Here is a 19,712-nt window from a genome sequence, read left to right on the forward strand (position 1 = left end):
TGATCTGATTCATTTTCAATTCTATAATAACATGATACCATAAATAAATAGAAGATTTTAGAAGAAAGAAGGCCTGTGGATGATTGCAATTATATCTGCCGGCATAGCCCCTGGTTTAGCCATTTTAAGCTATTTTTATTTAAAAGACCAGTATGATTCAGAGCCGTTCTATATGGTTTTCCGGTCATTTGTTTTTGGGGCATTGCTCGTTTTTCCTATTATGTTTATTCAATATGTTCTTGAAGCAGAAAATATCATTGACTCAAGGCTGATGCTTGCTTTTATCTCCAGCGGGCTTCTGGAAGAGTTTTTTAAATGGTTTATTTTATTTGTTACAATATATCCGCATGTCCATTTTGATGAGCATTATGACGGCATCGTTTACGGAGTGGCATCTTCTCTTGGATTTGCCACCCTGGAAAATATTCTGTATTTGATCGGAAATGGACTTGAATTCGCAATTGGAAGAGCGTTATTGCCCGTTTCAAGTCATGCACTGTTTGGTGTCATTATGGGGTATTATCTCGGGAAAGGAAAGTTTTCCCTTATTTCCGAAAAAAAGAAATGGATTTTGCTGTCTTTCTTGCTGCCGGTTCTTTTGCACGGATTGTATGATTACATCCTGGTTTCACACGAACTTTGGCGGTTTTATATGGTGCCTTTTATGTTTTTCTTATGGTGGTTTGCTCTGCGCAAAGCAAAAAAAGCAAGAATGTTAAAGCATCATGTATAAGCAAAAAAGCAATCCTTTTAAAGGGTTGCTTATTTTTTATGGAGAGAACTTCTTAATCAGGTTGTATAAAATGCCATTTACTACAAAAAATACGTTGTAAGGAAAACCAATAATCATGAGGAGGCAGCAGCATGCAGAAAAATCGTATCATTTGGATGACGGCAGGTGCACTAATTATTGCCCTCTTTTTTCAAATGACTATCTTAAATCAAAATGAAGCCCATGCGTTTTCGAATCAAGTCATTCAAAAAGGCGCTGTTGGCGATGATGTTGTGGAACTGCAGGCAAGATTGCAGTACAACGGATATTATAACGGTTCAATTGATGGTGTATATGGATGGAGCACTTATTGGGCGGTACGCAACTTTCAATATGAATTTGGTCTAAAGGAAATAGACGGACTTGTGGGAGAGTCAACAAAACAAAAACTCACCCAGTCTACAAAATATTATCGGGATTTTGTCCATAAACAGCTAAACTCTGGAAAGGACTTTACTCATTATGGCGGTGTTCCGTTAAGTAGACAGAGCGCGCCATCTAAAGAATTCAAGGCTAAAATGAGAGCTTCCTATGGCAAGAAAGGTGCAGGAGCGGGGCAGGCAAAACAGAAACAGCCAAAGCAGCAGGCACAGCCGAAACAGCAGGCGCAGCCAAAGCAGCCAAAGCAGCAGGCACAGCCTAAAGCTAAAGCACAGCCTAAAGCTAAAACAACCGCTGTAAATATGCCTGAGGGTTTTTCGCAAAATGATATTCAGCTCATGGCGAATGCTGTCTATGGTGAAGCGCGCGGGGAACCATATATCGGTCAGGTTGCAGTCGCGTCCGTTATTTTAAACCGGGTGGACAGCCCGACATTCCCTGATACTGTATCTGGTGTTATTTTCGAGCCAAGAGCCTTTACAGCTGTAGCAGATGGGCAAATTTGGCTGACTCCGAATGAAACGGCTAAAAAAGCGGTCATGGATGCCATCAATGGCTGGGATCCAACAGAAAATGCAACTTATTATTTTAATCCCAATACTGCAACAAGCGGCTGGATTTGGGGACGTCCTCAAATTAAACAGATAGGGAAGCACATATTCTGCAACTAAGAGGTGAATGGAATGATCAGAGGAATTTTGATTGCTGTTTTAACAATTGGAGTCGTTGGAACGGCTTATTGGGGCTACAAAGAACATCAAGAGAAAAATGCAGTGTTGATTCATGCTGAGAATAACTATCAGCGTGCGTTCCATGATTTGACTTACCAAGTTGATCAGCTGCACGATAAGATTGGCGCCACTCTTGCTATGAATTCAAAAAAATCGCTGTCACCAGGACTAGTTGAAGTTTGGAGAATTACTTCAGAAGCTCATTCTGATGTTGGGCAGCTGCCGCTGACCCTGCTCCCTTTTAATAAAACAGAAGAGTTTTTAGCGAGTATATCTGATTTCAGCTACCGTACAGCCGTGCGCGACCTGGATAAAGAGCCTTTATCAGATCAGGAATATGCGAAATTAAAGGAGCTTTATACCAAATCAGAAGATATACAAACAGAATTGCGCAATGTACAGCATATGGTTATCGATAATAATCTCAGATGGATGGATGTTGAGCTTGCTCTTGCTGCCGGCGATGTAAAAGATGATAACACCATTATTAATGGATTCAAAACCGTTGAGAAAAATGTCAATGCCTATTCAGAAACAGATTTTGATCCTTCCTTGACTTCAGTAAAAAAGAAGGAAGAAGGCTTTGACCATTTAAAAGGGCAAGTTATTACCAAAAAAGAAGTTCCGAAGATAGTAGAAAAGTTTGTTCCGGGTGCAACCGGAAACATGAAAGTAACGCCTAATGGAAAAGGTTCATCGCTTGAGTTCTACAGTGTTGCTGTAAACGATCCGAAAAAGAAATCTGAGATCTATCTCGATATTACAAAAAAAGGCGGCTATCCAATTTGGCTGCTTCAAAACAGAGAAGTAAAAGACCCTAAGATCAGTTTAAATGATGCCTCCAATAATGCGTCAAAATTTTTAAAAGATCAGGGGTTTGAGGATTTGATTTTATACGAAAGTGCCCAGTTTGAAAATATAGGCATTTTCTCATTTGTGTCAGTCTATAAAAATGTAAGGCTTTATCCGGATGCAATCAGAATGAAAGTGGCTCTTGATGATGGAAAAGTAATCGGCTTTTCTGCAAGAGACTATCTGGCATCACACCGAAAACGCGAAATACCGCAGGCAAAAATAAGTGCAGAAGAAGCAAGAAGCTTTGTCAATCCGAATTTAATGGTGCAGGAAGACAGACTGGCTATCATTACAAATGAACTTGGTGAAGAAGTTCTTACTTATGAGTTCTTAGGAACAATGGAAAATGATACTTATAGAATCTTTGTAAATGCCAATGATGGAACGGAAGAAAAAGTTGAAAAGCTTGACAACTCTGAGCCAATCTATCAGGAAATTTAGTAAGAAAAAAGTGTGAAAATGGAAAAGCCAATTTTTCAAAAAAAATGAATCTAACGAAAAGAACCTAAATAAAAAAAGGAAAAGATGAAATAGACTTTTCCTTTTTTTTATTCCATGATTTAATATTAGAGTAGAGAGAAATAGAGAGTGTGTGATCATGTGCTGAATATTGGGGATCGTTTATTTCTAGAAGTAGAAGATGATCAGTCTGTGAAATTAAAATGCCGAGTAGTCGATCTTTTGGATCAGGTATTATATACCGATTATCCATTTAATGAAAAGACAGGAAAACCATCTTTTTTGCTGAACGGAACACATTTAGATGCCTCCTTCGTTGGAAATGATCAAAATGTCTATCATTTTCCTACAGAAGTCCTAGGCAGATTCAAAGATAAAATACCGATGCTTGCCTTTAAAATGCCTGCAGCACATGAAATGAAAAGAATACAAAGAAGAGAGTACGTCAGGATCGAGACAGCTATTGATATTGCCCTGCATTCAGTAAATGGCATGTTTAAGCCGTTTGTGACGACAACGATTGATTTAAGTGCCGGCGGTGCTGCAGTCAGCCTGCCGCCTCATATCTCGATCAATCAAAATGAAGAGGTCCATGCTTGGCTTTCTTTGCCTTTTCAAAAAGGAACAACAGAATATGCAAAAATCAAAGCGAAAATGATCAGGATCATAAAAAGCGGAAAGAAAGACATGGCCACGCTTCAATTTCTTGATCTATCAGAAGCAGACCGGAAGAAAGTGCTGCAATTTTGCTTTGACCAGCAGCTGCTTTTAAAGAAAAAGGGAGTTTTAGCCGAATAAGAAGATTCTAATTGCATCATACTAGATATAAAAAGTGGAGATGGATACAGGTATGATGCGATTTGAACGGATTGTGATCAAGATTGTGATCATTCAATTGATTCTTTTAATTTGTGCACAAGCTGCGCTGACGAATGCAAATCTGCAGCCCCACATCTCGCGTGTGGTACAATATGAAGGTGTGAATAAGCTGACAATCAGCGAATGGCTTGAAACCTTTAAACAGTCAACTATGCAGGATGAATAGACCTGCATTATTTTTATTTCTTATTTTAACAAGTGCAGCATGAAGATTCCTGAATACGTATCTAGGAAACTATCAAGGAGGACCTATGGAACGAAATATATCTATTGCAATTGATGGACCTGCAGCAGCAGGAAAAAGCACAGTTGCAAAAATCTTAGCAGAAGACTATTCATATGTTTATATCGACACGGGAGCAATGTACAGAGCTCTTACTTATAAAGCGATTCAGGAGAATGCGGATTTAGAAAACGAAGAACTATTGAAAGAAATCCTGTCTAATACAAAAATAGACCTAATTCCAAGCGGAAAAGGCCAGCTTGTTTATGTGAATGGGGAAAATGTCACAGAAGTAATTCGTACGCATGAAGTCACAAATTCTGTTTCAATAGTAGCAAAGCATGCTTCTGTCAGAGAAGAAATGGTCAAAAGACAAAAAGAAATGGCAAACGGCGGCAGAGTGGTCATGGACGGAAGAGATATCGGCACTCATGTTCTGCCTGATGCAGAAGTTAAGATATTCTTAAGAGCATCTGTACTTGAACGTGCGAAAAGACGTCATGATGAAAATCTATCAAAAGGCTTTGAATCAGATTTAGAGCAGCTGAAGCTTGATATTGCAAGAAGGGACAAATTGGATTCTGAACGAGTCATTGCTCCTCTTAAAAAAGCAGATGATGCTGTTGAAATTGATACAACGTCACTGTCTATTACAGGTGTTGTGGAAGAAATCAAAAAAATTGTCAAAGAGAGGCTTTGATGAGAATGAACTTTTATCAATTTGCCAGAGGTGCTGTAGCATCTGTGTTCTTTCCGCTTTACCGGATCGAGGTAAAAGGGAAAGAGCATTTTCCTAAAGAAGGCGCGGTCCTTTTATGTTCGAATCATATTGATAATTTAGATCCTCCTACAGTTGGGATATCAGCTCCAAGGCAAGTGTATTTTATGGCGAAAGAAGAATTGTTTCAAGTCCCTGTCCTAGGGGGTATACTCAGAAAAGTGGGATCCTTCCCTGTTAAAAGAGGCATGAGTGACCGTGAAGCTTTAAGAAATGGTTTAAATGTGCTGAAAGACGGAGGCGTTTTGGGGTTATTTCCGGAAGGCACCAGAAGCAAAGACGGGAAGCTTGGAAAAGGTCTTGCTGGAGCAGGTTTTTTTGCCCTAAGATCTAATGCTTTAGTTGTTCCCTGTGCGGTCATCGGCACTTATAAGCCTTTTCAAAAAGTAAAAGTTTTCTTCGGTGAACCTATCAATCTTGATCCTTTAAGAGAAAGAAAAGCAACGGCTGAAGAGGCAACTGAGCTGATCATGTCAAAAATTGCAGAACTTCTCGAAAAACATCGTTCTTAAGAGTCTTACTACTTGACAAAATGTAGCATTTATTAGAAGTTAGTAAAAAGAGTATTTTCACTTTATTCTAAAAAAGTGATTTCATACATATCCAACTAAGTCGTGGGTTGTGACCAAGGAGGTAATTGGAATGGTTGAAGACATGAATGATGTAGAAGTAAAAACACCGGAAGTTGGTGACATTCTGAAAGGGATCGTTACCAAGGTGGAAGACAAACAGGTAATTGTTGAAATTGACAACGTGAAACATACGGGTATTATTCCTATAAGCGAACTATCCAGTCTGCACGTTGAAAAAGCTTCTGATGTTGTAAGTGAAAATGAAGAATTGCAGTTAAAAGTGACAAAAGTCGAGGATGAAGCATTAATCCTTTCTAAAAGAGCAATTGACGCAGATCTTGCCTGGGATCAGCTGCAGACTAAATTCGAATCAAAAGAAGTGTTTGATGCGGAAGTCAAGGATGTTGTTAAGGGAGGCCTCGTGGTTGACCTTGGTGTAAGAGGATTCATTCCTGCATCATTAGTGGAATCTCACTTTGTTGAAGATTTTTCTGACTATAAAGGAAAAACGCTGTCACTGATGGTTGTTGAGATTGACCGTGAGAAAAATCGTGTCATCCTATCCCATCGCGCTGTAGTTGAAAAAGAACACGGTGAAAAGAAACAGCAAAGATTAGATATGATTAAAGCAGGCGAAGTGCTTGAGGGAACAGTTCAGCGTCTGACTGATTTCGGGGCTTTTGTCGATATCGGCGGCATTGACGGGCTGGTTCATATTTCACAGCTGTCACATAATCACGTCGATAAACCGTCTGAAGTTGTAGAAGAAGGACAAAAAGTTCAAGTGAAAGTGTTATCGATTGACCGCGATAACGAAAGAATCTCACTATCTATTAAAGAAACCCTTCCTGGACCTTGGGAAAACATTTCTGATAAAGTAAAAGCCGGCGATGTTTTGGACGGCACAGTGAAACGTTTAGTTTCTTTCGGTGCATTTGTAGAAATTCTGCCTGGTGTAGAAGGTCTTGTTCACATTTCTCAAATCTCCAATAAGCACATCGGCACACCTCATGAAGTGCTTTCAGAGAATGAAGAAGTAAAAGTGAAGGTATTGGATGTAAATGAAAACGAACAGCGAATTTCCCTGAGTATTAGAGAATTAGAAGGTCCATCTAAAGCCGATGAAGAAGATTACCGCAATTATCAGGCTAAAGAAGAGTCTTCAGGTTTTCAATTAGGTGAAATGATTGGCGATAAATTAAATAAATTGAAATAAACGGTGATGACTGTGAGCAGAGCTAAGCGTAAGATCGACCATATTCAACATGCATTAAAAACAGGGCAGCTGAGAGAAAACGGATTTGATGATGTCATGTTTCTGCACCAGAGCTTGCCTGATACTGCTGTTCATCACATTGATCTGCACACTGAAATTGGCGAACTTGTTCTAAGTTCGCCAATTTTTATCAATGCAATGACAGGCGGGGGCGGAACAGAAACCGTCAAAATTAATGAAGCTTTGGCTTCCGCTGCTGCTGAGTGCGGAATACCGCTTGCTGTCGGTTCGCAAATGGCTGCTATTCGCGATGCTTCAGAAAGGCCTTCTTATGAAGTCGTACGGAAGGTTAATCAACAGGGCTTGCTTTTTGCAAACCTTGGAAGCGAAGCAACGCCGGATCAGGCAAAAATGGCCATTGATATGATCGAAGCAAATGCCATTCAAATTCATTTAAATGTTGTTCAGGAATTAGTGATGCCTGAAGGAGACAGGGATTTCAGCGGTGCTTTAAAAAGAATTTCTGCCATTGCAGAAGCGTCAGAGGTTCCGGTTATCGTAAAAGAAGTCGGATTCGGAATGAACCGTGAAGCGGCCGAAAAGCTGAGAGATGCAGGCGTGACAGCTATAGACGTCGGGGGCTTCGGCGGAACGAACTTTGCGAAAATTGAAAACGAAAGAAGAAGCAGACTGTTATCTTATTTCAATGACTGGGGAATTCCAACCGCTGTTTCAATTGCCGAGCTCAAATCGTCTGTTAAAGGCATCTCCATTCTTGGTTCCGGAGGCATACAGGACGCGATGGATATAGCAAAAGCAATTTCCCTCGGCGCATCCAGCGCAGGGATGGCAGGATTCTTTCTGAAAATATTAATTGAAGACGGCTATGATGCTCTTGTTTCAGAAATTAAAACCGTTCAGGATGATTTGAGAATGATCATGACAGCACTCGGAGCTGTAAGCATCAGTCATCTTCAAAATGCACCTGTCATTATATCCGGTTTGACTCATCATAGATTAAATGAGCGAAACATTGATACAAAATTCTTCAGCAATCGAATTATAGAAAAATAAGAATCCGCATCCTATTAAAGGGTGCGGATTTTGTTTTGAAAAAAAGGCGCCTTTTTATTAGGCGCCTTTTTGGTTTGTTTCGAGAAAAACGGACTGATCCGCTTTCCTATTTGTTTCGCGCTCTTGATTCTTCAGGGCTCTCTAAAGAAGTGGCTCCTTTGTAATTAAGTGATTGATCTCGGTCAGATTCAACTATTTTGCTTGCTTTCAGCTTTTTTTCCTGACGGTCACGTCCCATTACATATCCCTCCTTGTATTCCTTTAGTATGACTCAAGCATCCATTCTCCATGAATTCAATTTTTGAGATAGAGCATTATATCATCCAGGAAAAAATTCTTGGGTATAAACAGCCCTTTTCAATCAATAAGTGGATTAAAGATCAAAGAATCCACCCATAATGGTAAGAATAGGAGTGAGAATGGTGGAAAATGTCTTTTATTATTGGATTTTGTGGGGAGCTTGGATTATCGCTGCTTTTTTCCTGCAAAAATCCATAAGGCGAACAATGATATCAGCGGTTATTTTAGTGTGCATAGCATCTGGAGAAATGTTTATAGAGGTTTCTTCTTTTTCGGTTAGAATTTCCTTTATCCTGGTTCTGTGCATCGGGTATTATTTGGCTTCGGGATGCAAGCGGAGGGTTTATCACTTTTTTTCTGTGATGACGTTAACTAGTGCCTATGCAGGCATACATTTATTCGAAATTTTTGATCCAGTATGGTTTATAGTCGATCGTTTCTTTGTCATTATTGGTGTTATCAGTATATTAGCAATTTATCTGGGGAAAAGTATGCCCGAACGTATAGGACTACTTGTCCTTTCTATGAGCCAGGGGGAGTTATTGTTCTGGGTGATCCTGAGCAAATTTCATAATGGATTAACAATCGGAACAGCTGATTACTTGAATATGGCTGCGATTGGATATTTTATCGTATGTGCGTGGACTTATTTAGAACAAATTATGCCGTCATTTAATCAGCAGGCTCAAAAATCAGCAAAGGGGAAGCAGGCTTAATATGAATGAGTATACTTATCCGATTTTATTCGGTGTTGCTTTTGGGGTTATTTCAAGACTGTATATGCTCCGAACAGATTACAGGCAGTACCCTACCTATCTGCATGGTAAAATAATTCATGTTGCTTTGGGATTTATTGCAGCCGGTCTTGGTACAATTGCCATCCCCGCAATAATGGAGGAAGAATTTACTGCGATTACCTTTCTCACGCTTGCTGCTTCGCAATTCAGAGAAGTCAGAAACATGGAACGGAATACTCTGTCGGAGCTGGACGGATATGAGCTTGTTCCCAGAGGAAACACCTACATTGAGGGAATTGCCGTTGCCTTTGAAAGCAGAAATTACCTTGTGATTTTTACTTCTTTAATGACTACCTTTGCGTATTTAGTTTTTAGCATTTGGGCAGCCCTTGCAGCAGGTGTAATATGTCTGATCGTTTCTAAAAAACTAATGGCCGGCAGCAAAATGAAGGATATCGTCCATATTGAATATAAAGAACCTCATTTTGAAGGCGCAGGTTTATATATTGATAACATTTATATAATGAATATTGGGATACCTGAAAAGCAGGAAGCTGTATTGAAATATGGCATGGGCTTTATTTTGACTCCGAAAAATTACAATGCAAGAACGACCATTGCAAATCTTGGCCAAAGACAGGCGATTCTGCACGATGTGTCAACAGCTCTAGGTGTGCACCGCGATTCTGGTGAGCCATCTTTGGTTCCGCTTGCTAAACGTGATTTGGATGATGGAAGAGTAGGTGTATTTGTCCTTCCGCAAGGAGGAGACATTGAGCTTGCTAAAACGGTTATAGGGGAAGTTCCTACGCTTGAAAATGCGATTAGAATGCCAAGTGAATCCAAGGCGAATAAAAAAGGCAGGTCTGAAAAGTGAACACATCACTCGAAAAATATATTCTGGCAGCAGTAACGACAAGCCCTGAGAAAGTAACAGGCGGGACAGCCGTCTTTGTAGTCAAAACAAAAGAAGAAATGGATTTTTACGCAAAAAATCTAGAAGCGATTTTAGATGGAATAGCTCACGGAATTGGCGAAGATCTGTACATTATTGTAAAGCATTGAGTTGTACAACATGCTAAACTCTGCTAGTATATAAAAGTTAAGCCCTTCCCGAAAATAGAGAAGGGTTTCTTTCATGAAAAGGGAAAGCTTATAATGTAAGATATGAACTTATATGTTGCCCGCATTAAAATACATAAACTGCAAGTTGAAAGGAAAGATTGCTATGGCTAAACCGGTAATTGCAATCGTCGGCCGCCCGAATGTCGGGAAATCGACGATTTTTAATCGAATCGTTGGCGAGCGTGTGTCAATCGTCGAAGATATACCAGGAGTAACAAGAGACAGAATTTACAGTTCAGGAGAATGGCTGAACTATCAATTTAACGTAATTGATACAGGTGGAATTGATATTGGAGATGAGCCGTTTTTAGCTCAAATTCGTCAGCAGGCTGAAATTGCGATTGATGAAGCGGATGTTATTATTTTTCTGACAAATGGACGAGAAGGTGTGACCGCTGCAGATGAAGAAGTGGCAAAAATTCTCTACCGCAGCAAAAAGCCGGTTGTACTTGCTGTAAACAAAGTGGACAACCCTGAAATGAGAGCCAGCATCTATGATTTCTATGCGCTTGGATTTGGAGAGCCATTCCCAATTTCAGGATCACATGGTTTGGGACTTGGAGATTTGCTCGATGCAGTTGCAGAGCATTTCAAAAATATTGTGACGGAAGATTATGATGAAGAAACAATCAAGTTCAGCTTAATCGGACGTCCAAACGTCGGTAAATCCTCGCTTGTGAATGCACTTCTTGGAGAAGACCGCGTAATCGTGAGCAACATTGCAGGTACAACAAGGGACGCAGTTGACACGAGTTACCGGTATGAAGGACAGGATTTCGTTATTATTGATACTGCCGGCATGAGAAAAAAGGGAAAAGTATACGAGTCCACTGAAAAATACAGTGTTCTTCGCGCCCTGAAAGCCATTGATCGTTCAGATGTCGTACTGGTTGTCATTGACGGGGAAGAAGGCATTATCGAGCAGGATAAAAAAATTGCAGGCTACGCACATGAAGCAGGGCGTGCAGTCGTGATTGTCGTGAATAAATGGGATGCAGTTGAAAAAGATGAAAAAACAATGAAAGATTTCGAAACGAACATTAGAGAGCATTTCTTATTCCTGGACTATGCTCCAATCGTTTTCCTGTCTGCAAAAACGACCCGACGTATCCATACATTGCTGCCAAAAATCATTATGGCCAGTGAAAATCACTCTCTGCGTGTTGAAACAAGCGTCTTGAATGATGTCATCATGGATGCAGTAGCGATGAATCCTACTCCTACTGATAAAGGCAAGAGATTGAAAATTTATTATGCTACACAGGTTGCTGTTAAGCCGCCGGCATTTGCTATTTTTGTTAACGAACCAGAATTAATGCATTTTTCATATGAACGATTCCTGCAAAACAGAATCCGTGATGCATTTGGTTTTGAAGGCACGCCAATTAAGATTTTCGCAAGAGCCAGAAAATAATAGGGGTGAATAGGGATGGAAAGAATTGCCGTTCTTGGTGCAGGCAGCTGGGGAACAGCGCTCAGTATTGTACTCGCAGATAATAATCACGAAGTAAGACTATGGGGGCATCGCGAAGAGCTGATTTTGCAAATTAATGAAACACACCGGAATCAAAAATATTTGCCTGATGTAGAGCTTTCAGATGCTATCAAAGGCTATACAGATTTAGCTGAAGCACTGAATTCAGTAAATATCGCGGTTTTGGCTGTTCCGACTAAAGCAATAAGAGAAGTTCTTCAGGATGTCATAAAAGTGATAGATCATAAATTGACGATTGTCCATGTAAGCAAAGGAATTGAGCCGGATTCCCTCCTGCGCATATCTGAAATTATTAAAGAGGAAGTGCCTGTTAACCTCCTTCAGGATGTAGTGGTTTTATCAGGGCCAAGCCATGCTGAAGAGGTGAGCTTAAGACAGCCGACAACGGTAACATCATCATCTGATAACCTTGAAGCAGCAGAGCTTATTCAGGATTTATTTATGAATCAGCATTTCAGAGTGTATACAAACCCTGATGTCATAGGGGTTGAGATTGGCGGAGCTCTGAAAAATATCATTGCACTTGCAGCAGGAATCACGGACGGTCTCGGTTACGGAGATAATGCCAAAGCTGCTCTTATTACGAGAGGCCTTGCGGAAATAGCGCGCCTTGGCAGTATAATGGGCGGAAATCCGTTAACGTTTTCGGGACTCACAGGTATAGGAGACTTAATAGTTACTTGTACAAGCGTTCACTCAAGAAACTGGAGAGCCGGCAATTTGCTTGGAAAAGGCCAAAAGCTTGAGGATGTTCTCGAAAACATGGGCATGGTCGTAGAAGGCGTCAGAACGACTAAGGCAGCCTATCAGCTTGCCCAAAAATATGAAGTGAAAATGCCGATTACAGAAGCTCTGTATGATGTCTTATTCAACGATAAAGAAGTAAAAGATGCCGTTGATTCCCTCATGGCCAGAGTGAAAACACACGAAATGGAAGATCTTGTGAATATTAGTGAAAATCGCAGCTGACTCTTGTGGCACAAGGGCCGGGAAATGCATAGAATAGCTTGAGTTTGTGAAAGAATAACAATCTTACTCATGAAACGGACCACTAGGTGCAAATGCGTGAATCACACTATAGCATTGAATCACATACTTACGTTTCCTCTCTGCCCTTTAAAATGGCTTACTTTATCCATAAAAATAGGCATTAGAGGATGCAAATGCTCTGAAATTCGCATAAAATGCATCGTAGTAAATTATGAGTTGCTCTAATCAATGGGTTCCGATTAGTCCTAAGCAAAAAACATGGCTGAAGTAAAGCTGCCCCCTCTTTACTTCGGTTTTTTTTTGTTATGAAAAGGGATAAGCCATTGTGTTTCTTGGAAGTGTGGCATACATAGAGAAGCAGAGTGAACGGCTAAGTTGCTGATCCATCTTTTTACGGTGATCAGCTCTTGATATAACCCGAACTCGGCTAGTAAATCAGGATATCAGCTAAATATTGCCCAGTGCGGCTTAATAAGCTGCAAAACGGCAATATCAAAAAACTGTAAAGCTATAATAAATGCAAAATCGACTAAATAAAATCGGAAAACGGCTAAATAAAATGAGATTTTGGCTAATAAATAGGCGAATTTGGCTAAATTATCATTTCCGGCTGTACCAGATTCGGAGTTTTAGCACAGAAATGATAAACCCGGACTTTCCAGTCTGCTCCTTATCTGTCTGTCGGAGCTGAACAGTCGGTTCCGCTTTTCTAAGTAAACAGGCGATTCCGCATTTCTTGATGTCCAGCTCCATCGCCCAGCTCCTCGGCCAGAACGGCTCCGCAAAAAAGTCAAACCCGGACTTTTCTGTCGGATCCTTATCTCTCTGTCGGAGCTAAACAGGCGATTCCGCATTTCTTGTGATATAATATTTTTCGGATAATAAGGGGAGGTAAGGGAATGAGTCCAGCGTTGATGAAGATGTGGATTGCTCTCGCTTCAATGGGGTTTATGTTTGTTGCGATTATATCAATCTATTTCAGCAGATTTAAAATGAAAGGGTTTTTAAAGATTGCTTTTGCCGCAATTGCCTATTTTTTTATGATTCTGGCAGGGTTGTTGATTTTTTTCGTTGTTTTCAGCGGGCCTGTTAATGAATAAAGAACTTCACTATAAAGGAAGATTTTCATGAAAAAGATTGCTTCTTTGTTACCTGTTTTTTTAATTATGACACTGCTCTCAGGCTGCTTGTATCCTGATCAGGAACTAAGCCGGAATCAGGTTCCGTATGAAGATCAGATTGCAGGAGTTCAAAACACGATTGACCGGTTTAAAGAAGATTCCGGAGGACTGCTTCCGATTAAAACAAGAGATATGAAAACGCCTATTTATCAGAAATACCCGGTTGATTTTGCCCAGCTTGTGCCGAAATACATGGCTGAACCGCCTGGAACATCCTATGAAAGCGGCGGAATTTATTTGTATGTGCTTGTTGATGTGGAGGAAAACCCAACGGTAAAACTGATTGACCTCAGAATCTCAGAAGCAATACGTGATCTAAAAACGAGATTAAATGTGTATAAAGCATCGAGCGGCGGCTATCCGCCCTATAAAAAGGTTGTAGCTGAAAATGTGTTTACCCTGGACTACAAGAAACTTGGCTATGAGGAAGCTCCTCATGCTGTAAGTCCTTATTCCGGCGAAACACTGCCTTTTGTCATTGATAATACCGGGGAAGTATACGTTGATTACCGCATTGATTTGTACAAAGTATTAAGCGAAAAGAAAAATACAGCCGCAAAAGGTGAAGACATACGCAATCTTTTGGTTGAGGATTCTCCGTTTGTACCTGCATTTTCATTGCCTTATACAGTCAATGAAAAAAATGAACCTGTCTTTTTAGATAAATAAGTCATGAACCCTTCTTAAGAGAAATAAACTCTGAAAGAAGGGTTTTTCATTTTTTAAAATCATATAAGAAAAATGAAATGAAAAAAATTTCAGATCACTGTCATAAATAAATAGGACAACGTCATAAATATATAGTGTCCTAAAACACGAAGAAGCAGACGGTCAATAACCCAAGAAGCCTATGATCGGGAGGGGATCACTTGGAAAAGGTAGATATTTTTAAAGATATCGCAGAGCGCACTGGCGGCGATATCTATCTCGGAGTAGTGGGAGCAGTAAGAACAGGCAAATCTACTTTTATCAAAAAGTTCATGGAGCAAGTCGTGCTTCCGAATATTGATAATGAAGCAGATAAGGCACGGGCACAGGATGAGCTGCCGCAAAGTGCTGCTGGAAAAACCATCATGACGACAGAGCCTAAATTTGTTCCGAATCAAGCGGTTTCAATACATGTTGAAGAGGGACTTGACGTCAATATTAGATTGGTAGATTGCGTTGGTTATACAGTACCTGGAGCAAAAGGGTATGAAGACGAAAATGGACCAAGAATGATCAATACTCCGTGGTATGAGGAGCCGATTCCTTTCCATGAAGCGGCTGAAATCGGCACACGCAAGGTGATTCAGGAGCATTCAACTATCGGTGTCGTCATTACGACAGACGGCTCAATTGGCGAAATCCCAAGAAGGGATTACATTGAAGCTGAAGAACGGGTCATCGAGGAATTAAAGGAAGTCGGAAAACCTTTCATTATGATTATTAATACGGTTCAGCCTTATCATCCTGAAACAGAAACACTCCGGAGACAGCTCAGTGAAAAATATGACATTCCGGTCCTTGCGATGAGTGTTGAAAGTATCCGCGAGACAGATGTCATGAACGTTCTTCGTGAAGCGCTGTATGAGTTCCCGGTGCTTGAGGTAAATGTGAATCTGCCTAGCTGGGTAATGGTTCTGCGCGACAATCACTGGCTGCGGGAAAGCTATCAGGAAGCAGTCAAAGACACGGTCCAGGATATCAAAAGGCTAAGAGATGTTGATCGTGTGGTAGGTTATTTCAGTGAATATGATTTCATTGACCGGGCAAGCCTTGCAGGGATTGAAATGGGGCAGGGGATCGCTGAAATTGACCTGTATGCGCCTGATGATTTATATGACCAAATTTTAAAAGAGGTTGTTGGAGTAGAAATCCGCGGGAAAGATCACTTGCTGCAGCTTATGCAGGACTTTGCATATGCAAAAGCGGAATATGATCAAGTATCTGATGCACTTAGAATGGTAAAACAAACAGGCTATGGCATTGCAGCTCCTGCACTTAGCGACATGAGCCTTGATGAGCCGGAAATTATCAGGCAGGGTGCAAGATTCGGAGTCCGGTTAAAAGCTGTGGCCCCATCGATTCATATGATTAAAGTTGATGTGGAGTCAGAATTTGCTCCAATTATCGGAACAGAAAAACAAAGTGAAGAACTGGTTCGATACTTGATGCAGGATTTTGAAGATAACCCGCTGTCGATCTGGAATTCCGATATTTTCGGACGCAGTCTGAGTTCCATCGTGAGAGAAGGAATTCAGGCAAAACTTTCATTAATGCCTGAAAATGCAAGATATAAGTTGAAAGAAACGCTCGAACGCATTATTAACGAAGGCTCTGGCGGTTTAATTGCGATTATCCTGTAGAATAGGCAAGAGAACAGATGACCACAAAAAAAGTGGTCATCTTTTTGTCTTTAAAAATAGTTTTCATTTCGATGACAATTAGCTTACAAAATTTTATTTTAATAAAATTAATGTTTACTTCTTTCTCAATATGTATTAGTGTTTTTAATAAGTTTTACATATTCCAAAATAATATTTGCCTCTTCTATTATTTTTTTGTGAAATAAGATCCTGGTGGGAATGCACGTTCGCTGAAAGCACCTTCACTTATTGATTTATATAGGTTTTATAAAGGTTTCTCCTTGCTTAGCGAAAAAGGATATGTTAATCTACTATCAGAAATTATTTTCTGTATTGGTCGATTCTTCCTAGAAACCCAATATTCATGCGGAAAATCATTGAATTATAGCCGTAAATCGTATAAGATTAGCGTGTTAACAGTAAAATGCTTATCTATCATGTATAGATTCTGCATAATCTGTGAAGAAATGAAAATAACAGAATGCTTTTATTGCTTAACAATCAATCTTTGGGAGGAGGTGAAAGGCATGAATAAAACAGAACTAATCAACGCGGTAGCAGAAGCTAGCGAATTATCAAAAAAAGATGCAACGAAAGCTGTTGATGCTGTTTTCGATACACTTTTGGATGCACTTAAAAACGGTGATAAAGTACAATTGATCGGTTTTGGTAACTTCGAAGTACGTGAGCGCGCGGCTCGTAAAGGGCGCAACCCACAAACTGGCGAAGAAATCGAAATCGCAGCAAGCAAAGTGCCTGCGTTCAAACCAGGTAAAGCTCTTAAAGACGCTGTTGCTGGAAAATAATGTGCTCTTACCCGTGTATGATGCATAAATTACATACACAATGATGCCATGGATAGCCCCTTTTATAGGGGCTTTTCCTTTGTTCTGGCACAAATTGCAGATATGAGCCTGCATCCTCTCTCTTATATACTTCACAAGATACATCATTCTTTGCTTTTAATCTCTTACATATGCTAGAATCTGTATCAAATATATTGTTTTTTAGGAGGATATTTATGGGGCAAATTAATACACAGCAGATCGAAGAGGCAGTAAGGCTCATACTTGAGGCGATCGGGGAAGATCCAAATCGCGAAGGGCTTCTTGATACTCCCAAACGTGTTGCTAAAATGTATGCCGAAGTATTCTCTGGACTGAACGAAGATCCAAAAGAACATTTTAAAACGGTGTTCGGAGAAGACCATGAAGAACTCGTGCTAGTCAAGGATATTCCATTTTATTCTATGTGTGAGCATCACCTGGTTCCGTTTTTTGGAAAGGCTCACATTGCATACATACCAAAAGGCGGAAAAGTAACAGGGCTGAGCAAGCTTGCCAGAGCTGTGGAAGCAGTTTGCAAAAGACCTCAGCTTCAAGAGAGGATTACCTCGACGATTGCAGAGAGCATTGTTGATTCTCTAGAACCGCATGGCGTAATGGTGGTTGTAGAAGCTGAACATATGTGCATGACAATGCGCGGAGTCAAAAAGCCGGGAAGCAAAACGATCACATCCGCTGTCAGAGGTGTTTTTGTGAACGATCCTGCAGCCAGAGCTGAAGTATTATCATTTATTAAAGAATAAGGGTTCGGGGGGTGAACATATGAAAGACAACACAAATGACTTTTTAGTGATAAAAGCGGTAGAGGATGGAGTGAATGTCATCGGTCTGACCCGCGGATCGGATACTAGATTTCATCATTCAGAGAAGCTGGATAAAGGCGAGGTAATGATTGCCCAATTTACTGAACACACATCTGCTATTAAGATAAGAGGGAAAGCCATTATTCAAACAAGCTACGGAGAAATAGAAAGCGACTCCAGAAGATAATTTTCTGAGGGCTGCAGATATGGTATAATGAGTAGTATTCAGCTGTAAATTTTTGTTGCTGTTGCTGGCTTTTTCGAAAAAATATCTATTTACATGGGGACAAGGGTGATTCATTTGCAAGACATCTATGTACAAATGGCTAAGATAAAAGACGCGTTACACTCAAAGCTCACTCATCCATTTTTAGCAAAATATATACCTTCTCCTGTTATTGATGAAGATAAACTGCTCCTCTTCTATGCTTTGTTCGATCAGATTGATCTTCCAGATGAAAAAAAAGAGAACTACATAATTACAGCGATGCTTGTGCAAATTGCCCTTGATACTCATGATGAAGTATCCACTTCCGTTCATTTAAAGCAGGAAGAGTTTATGCAAAGACAGTTAATTGTTCTTGCAGGAGACTACTTCAGCGGTCTGTATTACGCGTTATTATCAGAAATGCAGGACATTGGAATGATTCGAACGTTAGCAACGGCAATAAAAGAGATTAACGAACATAAAATTCGCCTGTACGAAGAGACTGTAAGTGATTTTGATTCATTCGTTGCAAGTATCATAAAAGTAGAAACAGCTCTTTTTCAGCATGTTTCTGATTATTTTCAGGCAGGCTTATTCTCTAAGCTGTCGACTAAATTTCTGTCTTACAAACGGCTGACGCTCGAGAAAAACAGATACAGCGCAGAATCTTTATCCATCATGGGAAATTTGGAGAAAAAGAAGAAAAATATCGGCACAATCGAATTTACCGGTGTGTATTTAAAAGAGTTCTGCAACCGTTATTTCGAAGAGACAGCCGACCTTTTAGAAAGCTGTTTTCAGCAGCCGTCCTCTCTGCAGAAAGTCCTGTTAGCAAGATTGCAATCATTCAAGTATAATCAGGATATAAGGTACACTACGCTCGCGGAAGAAGGTTTATGAAATGCAGCAGTCGAAAGAAGAAAGAGTCCATTCTGTATTTGAAAAAATATATAAAAACTACGATAAGATGAATTCGGTCATCAGTTTTCAGCGCCATATTGCCTGGCGCCGGGAAACAATGAAGAGAATGAATGTCAAACAAGGTTCGATTGCCCTGGATGTTTGCTGCGGTACAGCTGACTGGACAATTGCTATGGCTGATGCTGTTGGGGAGAAGGGCAGAGCAATTGGCCTTGATTTCAGCAACAATATGCTGAAGATTGGCAGAGAGAAAATAAAAAATTACTCCAATATTGAATTAATTCACGGCAATGCTATGGAACTTCCATTTGAAGACAACACGTTTGATTATGTTACGATTGGTTTTGGACTTCGGAATGTTCCTGACTATATGACTGTGCTTAAGGAAATGCACCGTGTTGTAAAGCCGGGCGGAAAAGTAGTCTGCCTGGAAACCTCACAGCCGACCATGATCGGATTTAAGCAGCTTTACTATGGTTACTTCCGATTTGTGATGCCTGTTTTTGGGAAACTGTTTGCTAAAAGCTATAATGAATATTCATGGCTGCAGGAATCAGCAAGGGATTTTCCCGGAATGCGGGAGCTTGCACAAATGTTCAGAGATGCAGGCTTTAAAGATGTGGAAGTGAAGCCTTTTACATGCGGCGTAGCTGCTATGCATCTCGGCTGCAAATAATGATTTAGGCACTTATTTTAGTTTTGTTGTTTTTTAATTCTGAAAGTCTGCTTCATAATGGAAGACTTCGGACATATTCAAGCACGAATAACAACAATATTATGAAACAGCCATGTTTTAAAAATGCGAGTATTTAGGTGAAT

Annotated in this window: 24 protein-coding genes; 22 read left to right on the top strand and 2 right to left on the bottom strand. The window is 40.2% G+C overall.

Annotation, left to right across the window (positions count from 1 at the left end):
• Positions 1–79: 79 nt before the first annotated feature.
• The 9 genes from prsW (at position 80) to fni (ending at position 7,940) form a co-directional block, all read left to right on the top strand.
• Complete coding sequence (gene prsW / locus QFZ72_RS10665; protein WP_307432878.1) at positions 80–733, top strand: glutamic-type intramembrane protease PrsW; 654 nt, start codon at positions 80–82, stop codon at positions 731–733.
• Positions 734–927: 194 nt separating this feature from the next.
• Positions 928–1,824, top strand: a complete 897-nt coding sequence (sleB, locus tag QFZ72_RS10670) for a spore cortex-lytic enzyme (protein ID WP_307439703.1) — start codon at positions 928–930, stop codon at positions 1,822–1,824.
• 12 nt (positions 1,825–1,836) lie between these two features.
• Positions 1,837–3,180: a germination protein YpeB gene (gene ypeB / locus QFZ72_RS10675; RefSeq protein WP_307432881.1), complete on the top strand. Its 1,344-nt coding sequence runs from the start codon at positions 1,837–1,839 to the stop codon at positions 3,178–3,180.
• A gap of 147 nt (positions 3,181–3,327) precedes the next feature.
• Positions 3,328–3,996, top strand: coding sequence for a flagellar brake protein (locus QFZ72_RS10680; RefSeq protein WP_307432884.1), 669 nt, complete (start codon positions 3,328–3,330; stop codon positions 3,994–3,996).
• A gap of 52 nt (positions 3,997–4,048) precedes the next feature.
• A complete protein-coding gene (locus QFZ72_RS10685; RefSeq protein WP_252201344.1) occupies positions 4,049–4,243 on the top strand; it encodes a DUF5359 family protein in 195 nt (64 codons plus the stop codon).
• Positions 4,244–4,328: 85 nt separating this feature from the next.
• The gene (cmk, locus tag QFZ72_RS10690) at positions 4,329–5,000 is read left to right on the top strand and encodes a (d)CMP kinase (RefSeq protein ID WP_307432889.1); all 672 of its coding nucleotides are present in this window, start codon (positions 4,329–4,331) and stop codon (positions 4,998–5,000) included.
• A gap of 5 nt (positions 5,001–5,005) precedes the next feature.
• Positions 5,006–5,590, top strand: coding sequence for a lysophospholipid acyltransferase family protein (locus tag QFZ72_RS10695; protein WP_307439706.1), 585 nt, complete (start codon positions 5,006–5,008; stop codon positions 5,588–5,590).
• A 130-nt stretch (positions 5,591–5,720) separates the two neighbouring features.
• Positions 5,721–6,866, top strand: coding sequence for a 30S ribosomal protein S1 (rpsA, locus tag QFZ72_RS10700; RefSeq protein WP_307432892.1), 1,146 nt, complete (start codon positions 5,721–5,723; stop codon positions 6,864–6,866).
• 12 nt (positions 6,867–6,878) lie between these two features.
• On the top strand, positions 6,879–7,940 hold the full coding sequence (gene fni, locus QFZ72_RS10705) for a type 2 isopentenyl-diphosphate Delta-isomerase (RefSeq protein WP_307432895.1): 1,062 nt from the start codon (positions 6,879–6,881) through the stop codon (positions 7,938–7,940).
• 106 nt (positions 7,941–8,046) lie between these two features.
• Here the strand turns inward: fni and QFZ72_RS10710 are convergent, their stop codons facing one another.
• Positions 8,047–8,178, bottom strand: coding sequence for a YpzI family protein (locus QFZ72_RS10710; protein WP_307432898.1), 132 nt, complete (start codon positions 8,176–8,178; stop codon positions 8,047–8,049).
• A gap of 184 nt (positions 8,179–8,362) precedes the next feature.
• Between QFZ72_RS10710 and QFZ72_RS10715 the strand changes: the two genes are divergently transcribed.
• The 5 genes from QFZ72_RS10715 (at position 8,363) to QFZ72_RS10735 (ending at position 12,566) form a co-directional block, all read left to right on the top strand.
• Positions 8,363–8,956, top strand: coding sequence for a YphA family membrane protein (locus tag QFZ72_RS10715; protein ID WP_307432902.1), 594 nt, complete (start codon positions 8,363–8,365; stop codon positions 8,954–8,956).
• A gap of 1 nt (position 8,957) precedes the next feature.
• A complete protein-coding gene (locus QFZ72_RS10720) occupies positions 8,958–9,854 on the top strand; it encodes a YIEGIA family protein (protein WP_307432905.1) in 897 nt (298 codons plus the stop codon).
• Positions 9,851–10,042: a capping complex subunit for YIEGIA gene (locus tag QFZ72_RS10725; RefSeq protein WP_223436315.1), complete on the top strand. Its 192-nt coding sequence runs from the start codon at positions 9,851–9,853 to the stop codon at positions 10,040–10,042. Before QFZ72_RS10720 ends, QFZ72_RS10725 begins: the two co-directional genes overlap by 4 nt.
• A 163-nt stretch (positions 10,043–10,205) precedes the next feature.
• On the top strand, positions 10,206–11,516 hold the full coding sequence (gene der / locus QFZ72_RS10730) for a ribosome biogenesis GTPase Der (RefSeq protein ID WP_252201338.1): 1,311 nt from the start codon (positions 10,206–10,208) through the stop codon (positions 11,514–11,516).
• A gap of 15 nt (positions 11,517–11,531) precedes the next feature.
• A complete protein-coding gene (locus QFZ72_RS10735) occupies positions 11,532–12,566 on the top strand; it encodes an NAD(P)H-dependent glycerol-3-phosphate dehydrogenase (protein ID WP_307432915.1) in 1,035 nt (344 codons plus the stop codon).
• A gap of 621 nt (positions 12,567–13,187) precedes the next feature.
• Here QFZ72_RS10735 and QFZ72_RS10740 read toward each other — a convergent pair.
• Positions 13,188–13,340, bottom strand: a complete 153-nt coding sequence (locus QFZ72_RS10740; protein ID WP_307432917.1) for a hypothetical protein — start codon at positions 13,338–13,340, stop codon at positions 13,188–13,190.
• A 146-nt stretch (positions 13,341–13,486) separates the two neighbouring features.
• On the opposite strand from QFZ72_RS10740, the gene QFZ72_RS10745 reads away from it, so the two are divergent.
• From QFZ72_RS10745 to QFZ72_RS10780, 8 genes are all read left to right on the top strand, one after another.
• Entirely contained in the window at positions 13,487–13,687 is a 201-nt protein-coding gene (locus QFZ72_RS10745) for a DUF2768 domain-containing protein (RefSeq protein WP_070878173.1), read from the top strand.
• Positions 13,688–13,714: 27 nt separating this feature from the next.
• Positions 13,715–14,437 carry a hypothetical protein gene (locus QFZ72_RS10750; protein WP_307432921.1) on the top strand — a complete coding sequence of 241 codons (723 nt, stop codon included), beginning with the start codon at positions 13,715–13,717 and terminating at the stop codon, positions 14,435–14,437.
• A 200-nt stretch (positions 14,438–14,637) separates the two neighbouring features.
• Positions 14,638–16,116 carry a stage IV sporulation protein A gene (gene spoIVA, locus QFZ72_RS10755; protein ID WP_307432924.1) on the top strand — a complete coding sequence of 493 codons (1,479 nt, stop codon included), beginning with the start codon at positions 14,638–14,640 and terminating at the stop codon, positions 16,114–16,116.
• A 527-nt stretch (positions 16,117–16,643) separates the two neighbouring features.
• On the top strand, positions 16,644–16,922 hold the full coding sequence (gene hbs, locus QFZ72_RS10760) for a non-specific DNA-binding protein Hbs (protein ID WP_029280242.1): 279 nt from the start codon (positions 16,644–16,646) through the stop codon (positions 16,920–16,922).
• A 215-nt stretch (positions 16,923–17,137) separates the two neighbouring features.
• Positions 17,138–17,704, top strand: a complete 567-nt coding sequence (gene folE / locus QFZ72_RS10765; protein ID WP_307432931.1) for a GTP cyclohydrolase I FolE — start codon at positions 17,138–17,140, stop codon at positions 17,702–17,704.
• Positions 17,705–17,723: 19 nt separating this feature from the next.
• Entirely contained in the window at positions 17,724–17,951 is a 228-nt protein-coding gene (gene mtrB / locus QFZ72_RS10770) for a trp RNA-binding attenuation protein MtrB (RefSeq protein ID WP_133310347.1), read from the top strand.
• Positions 17,952–18,065: 114 nt separating this feature from the next.
• The gene (locus tag QFZ72_RS10775; RefSeq protein WP_307439708.1) at positions 18,066–18,872 is read left to right on the top strand and encodes a heptaprenyl diphosphate synthase component 1; all 807 of its coding nucleotides are present in this window, start codon (positions 18,066–18,068) and stop codon (positions 18,870–18,872) included.
• A gap of 1 nt (position 18,873) precedes the next feature.
• The gene (locus tag QFZ72_RS10780) at positions 18,874–19,569 is read left to right on the top strand and encodes a demethylmenaquinone methyltransferase (RefSeq protein ID WP_307432936.1); all 696 of its coding nucleotides are present in this window, start codon (positions 18,874–18,876) and stop codon (positions 19,567–19,569) included.
• The last annotated feature ends 143 nt before the right edge of the window (positions 19,570–19,712 follow it).

The organism is Bacillus sp. V2I10, assembly GCF_030817055.1.
GTDB lineage: Bacteria > Bacillota > Bacilli > Bacillales > Bacillaceae > Bacillus_P.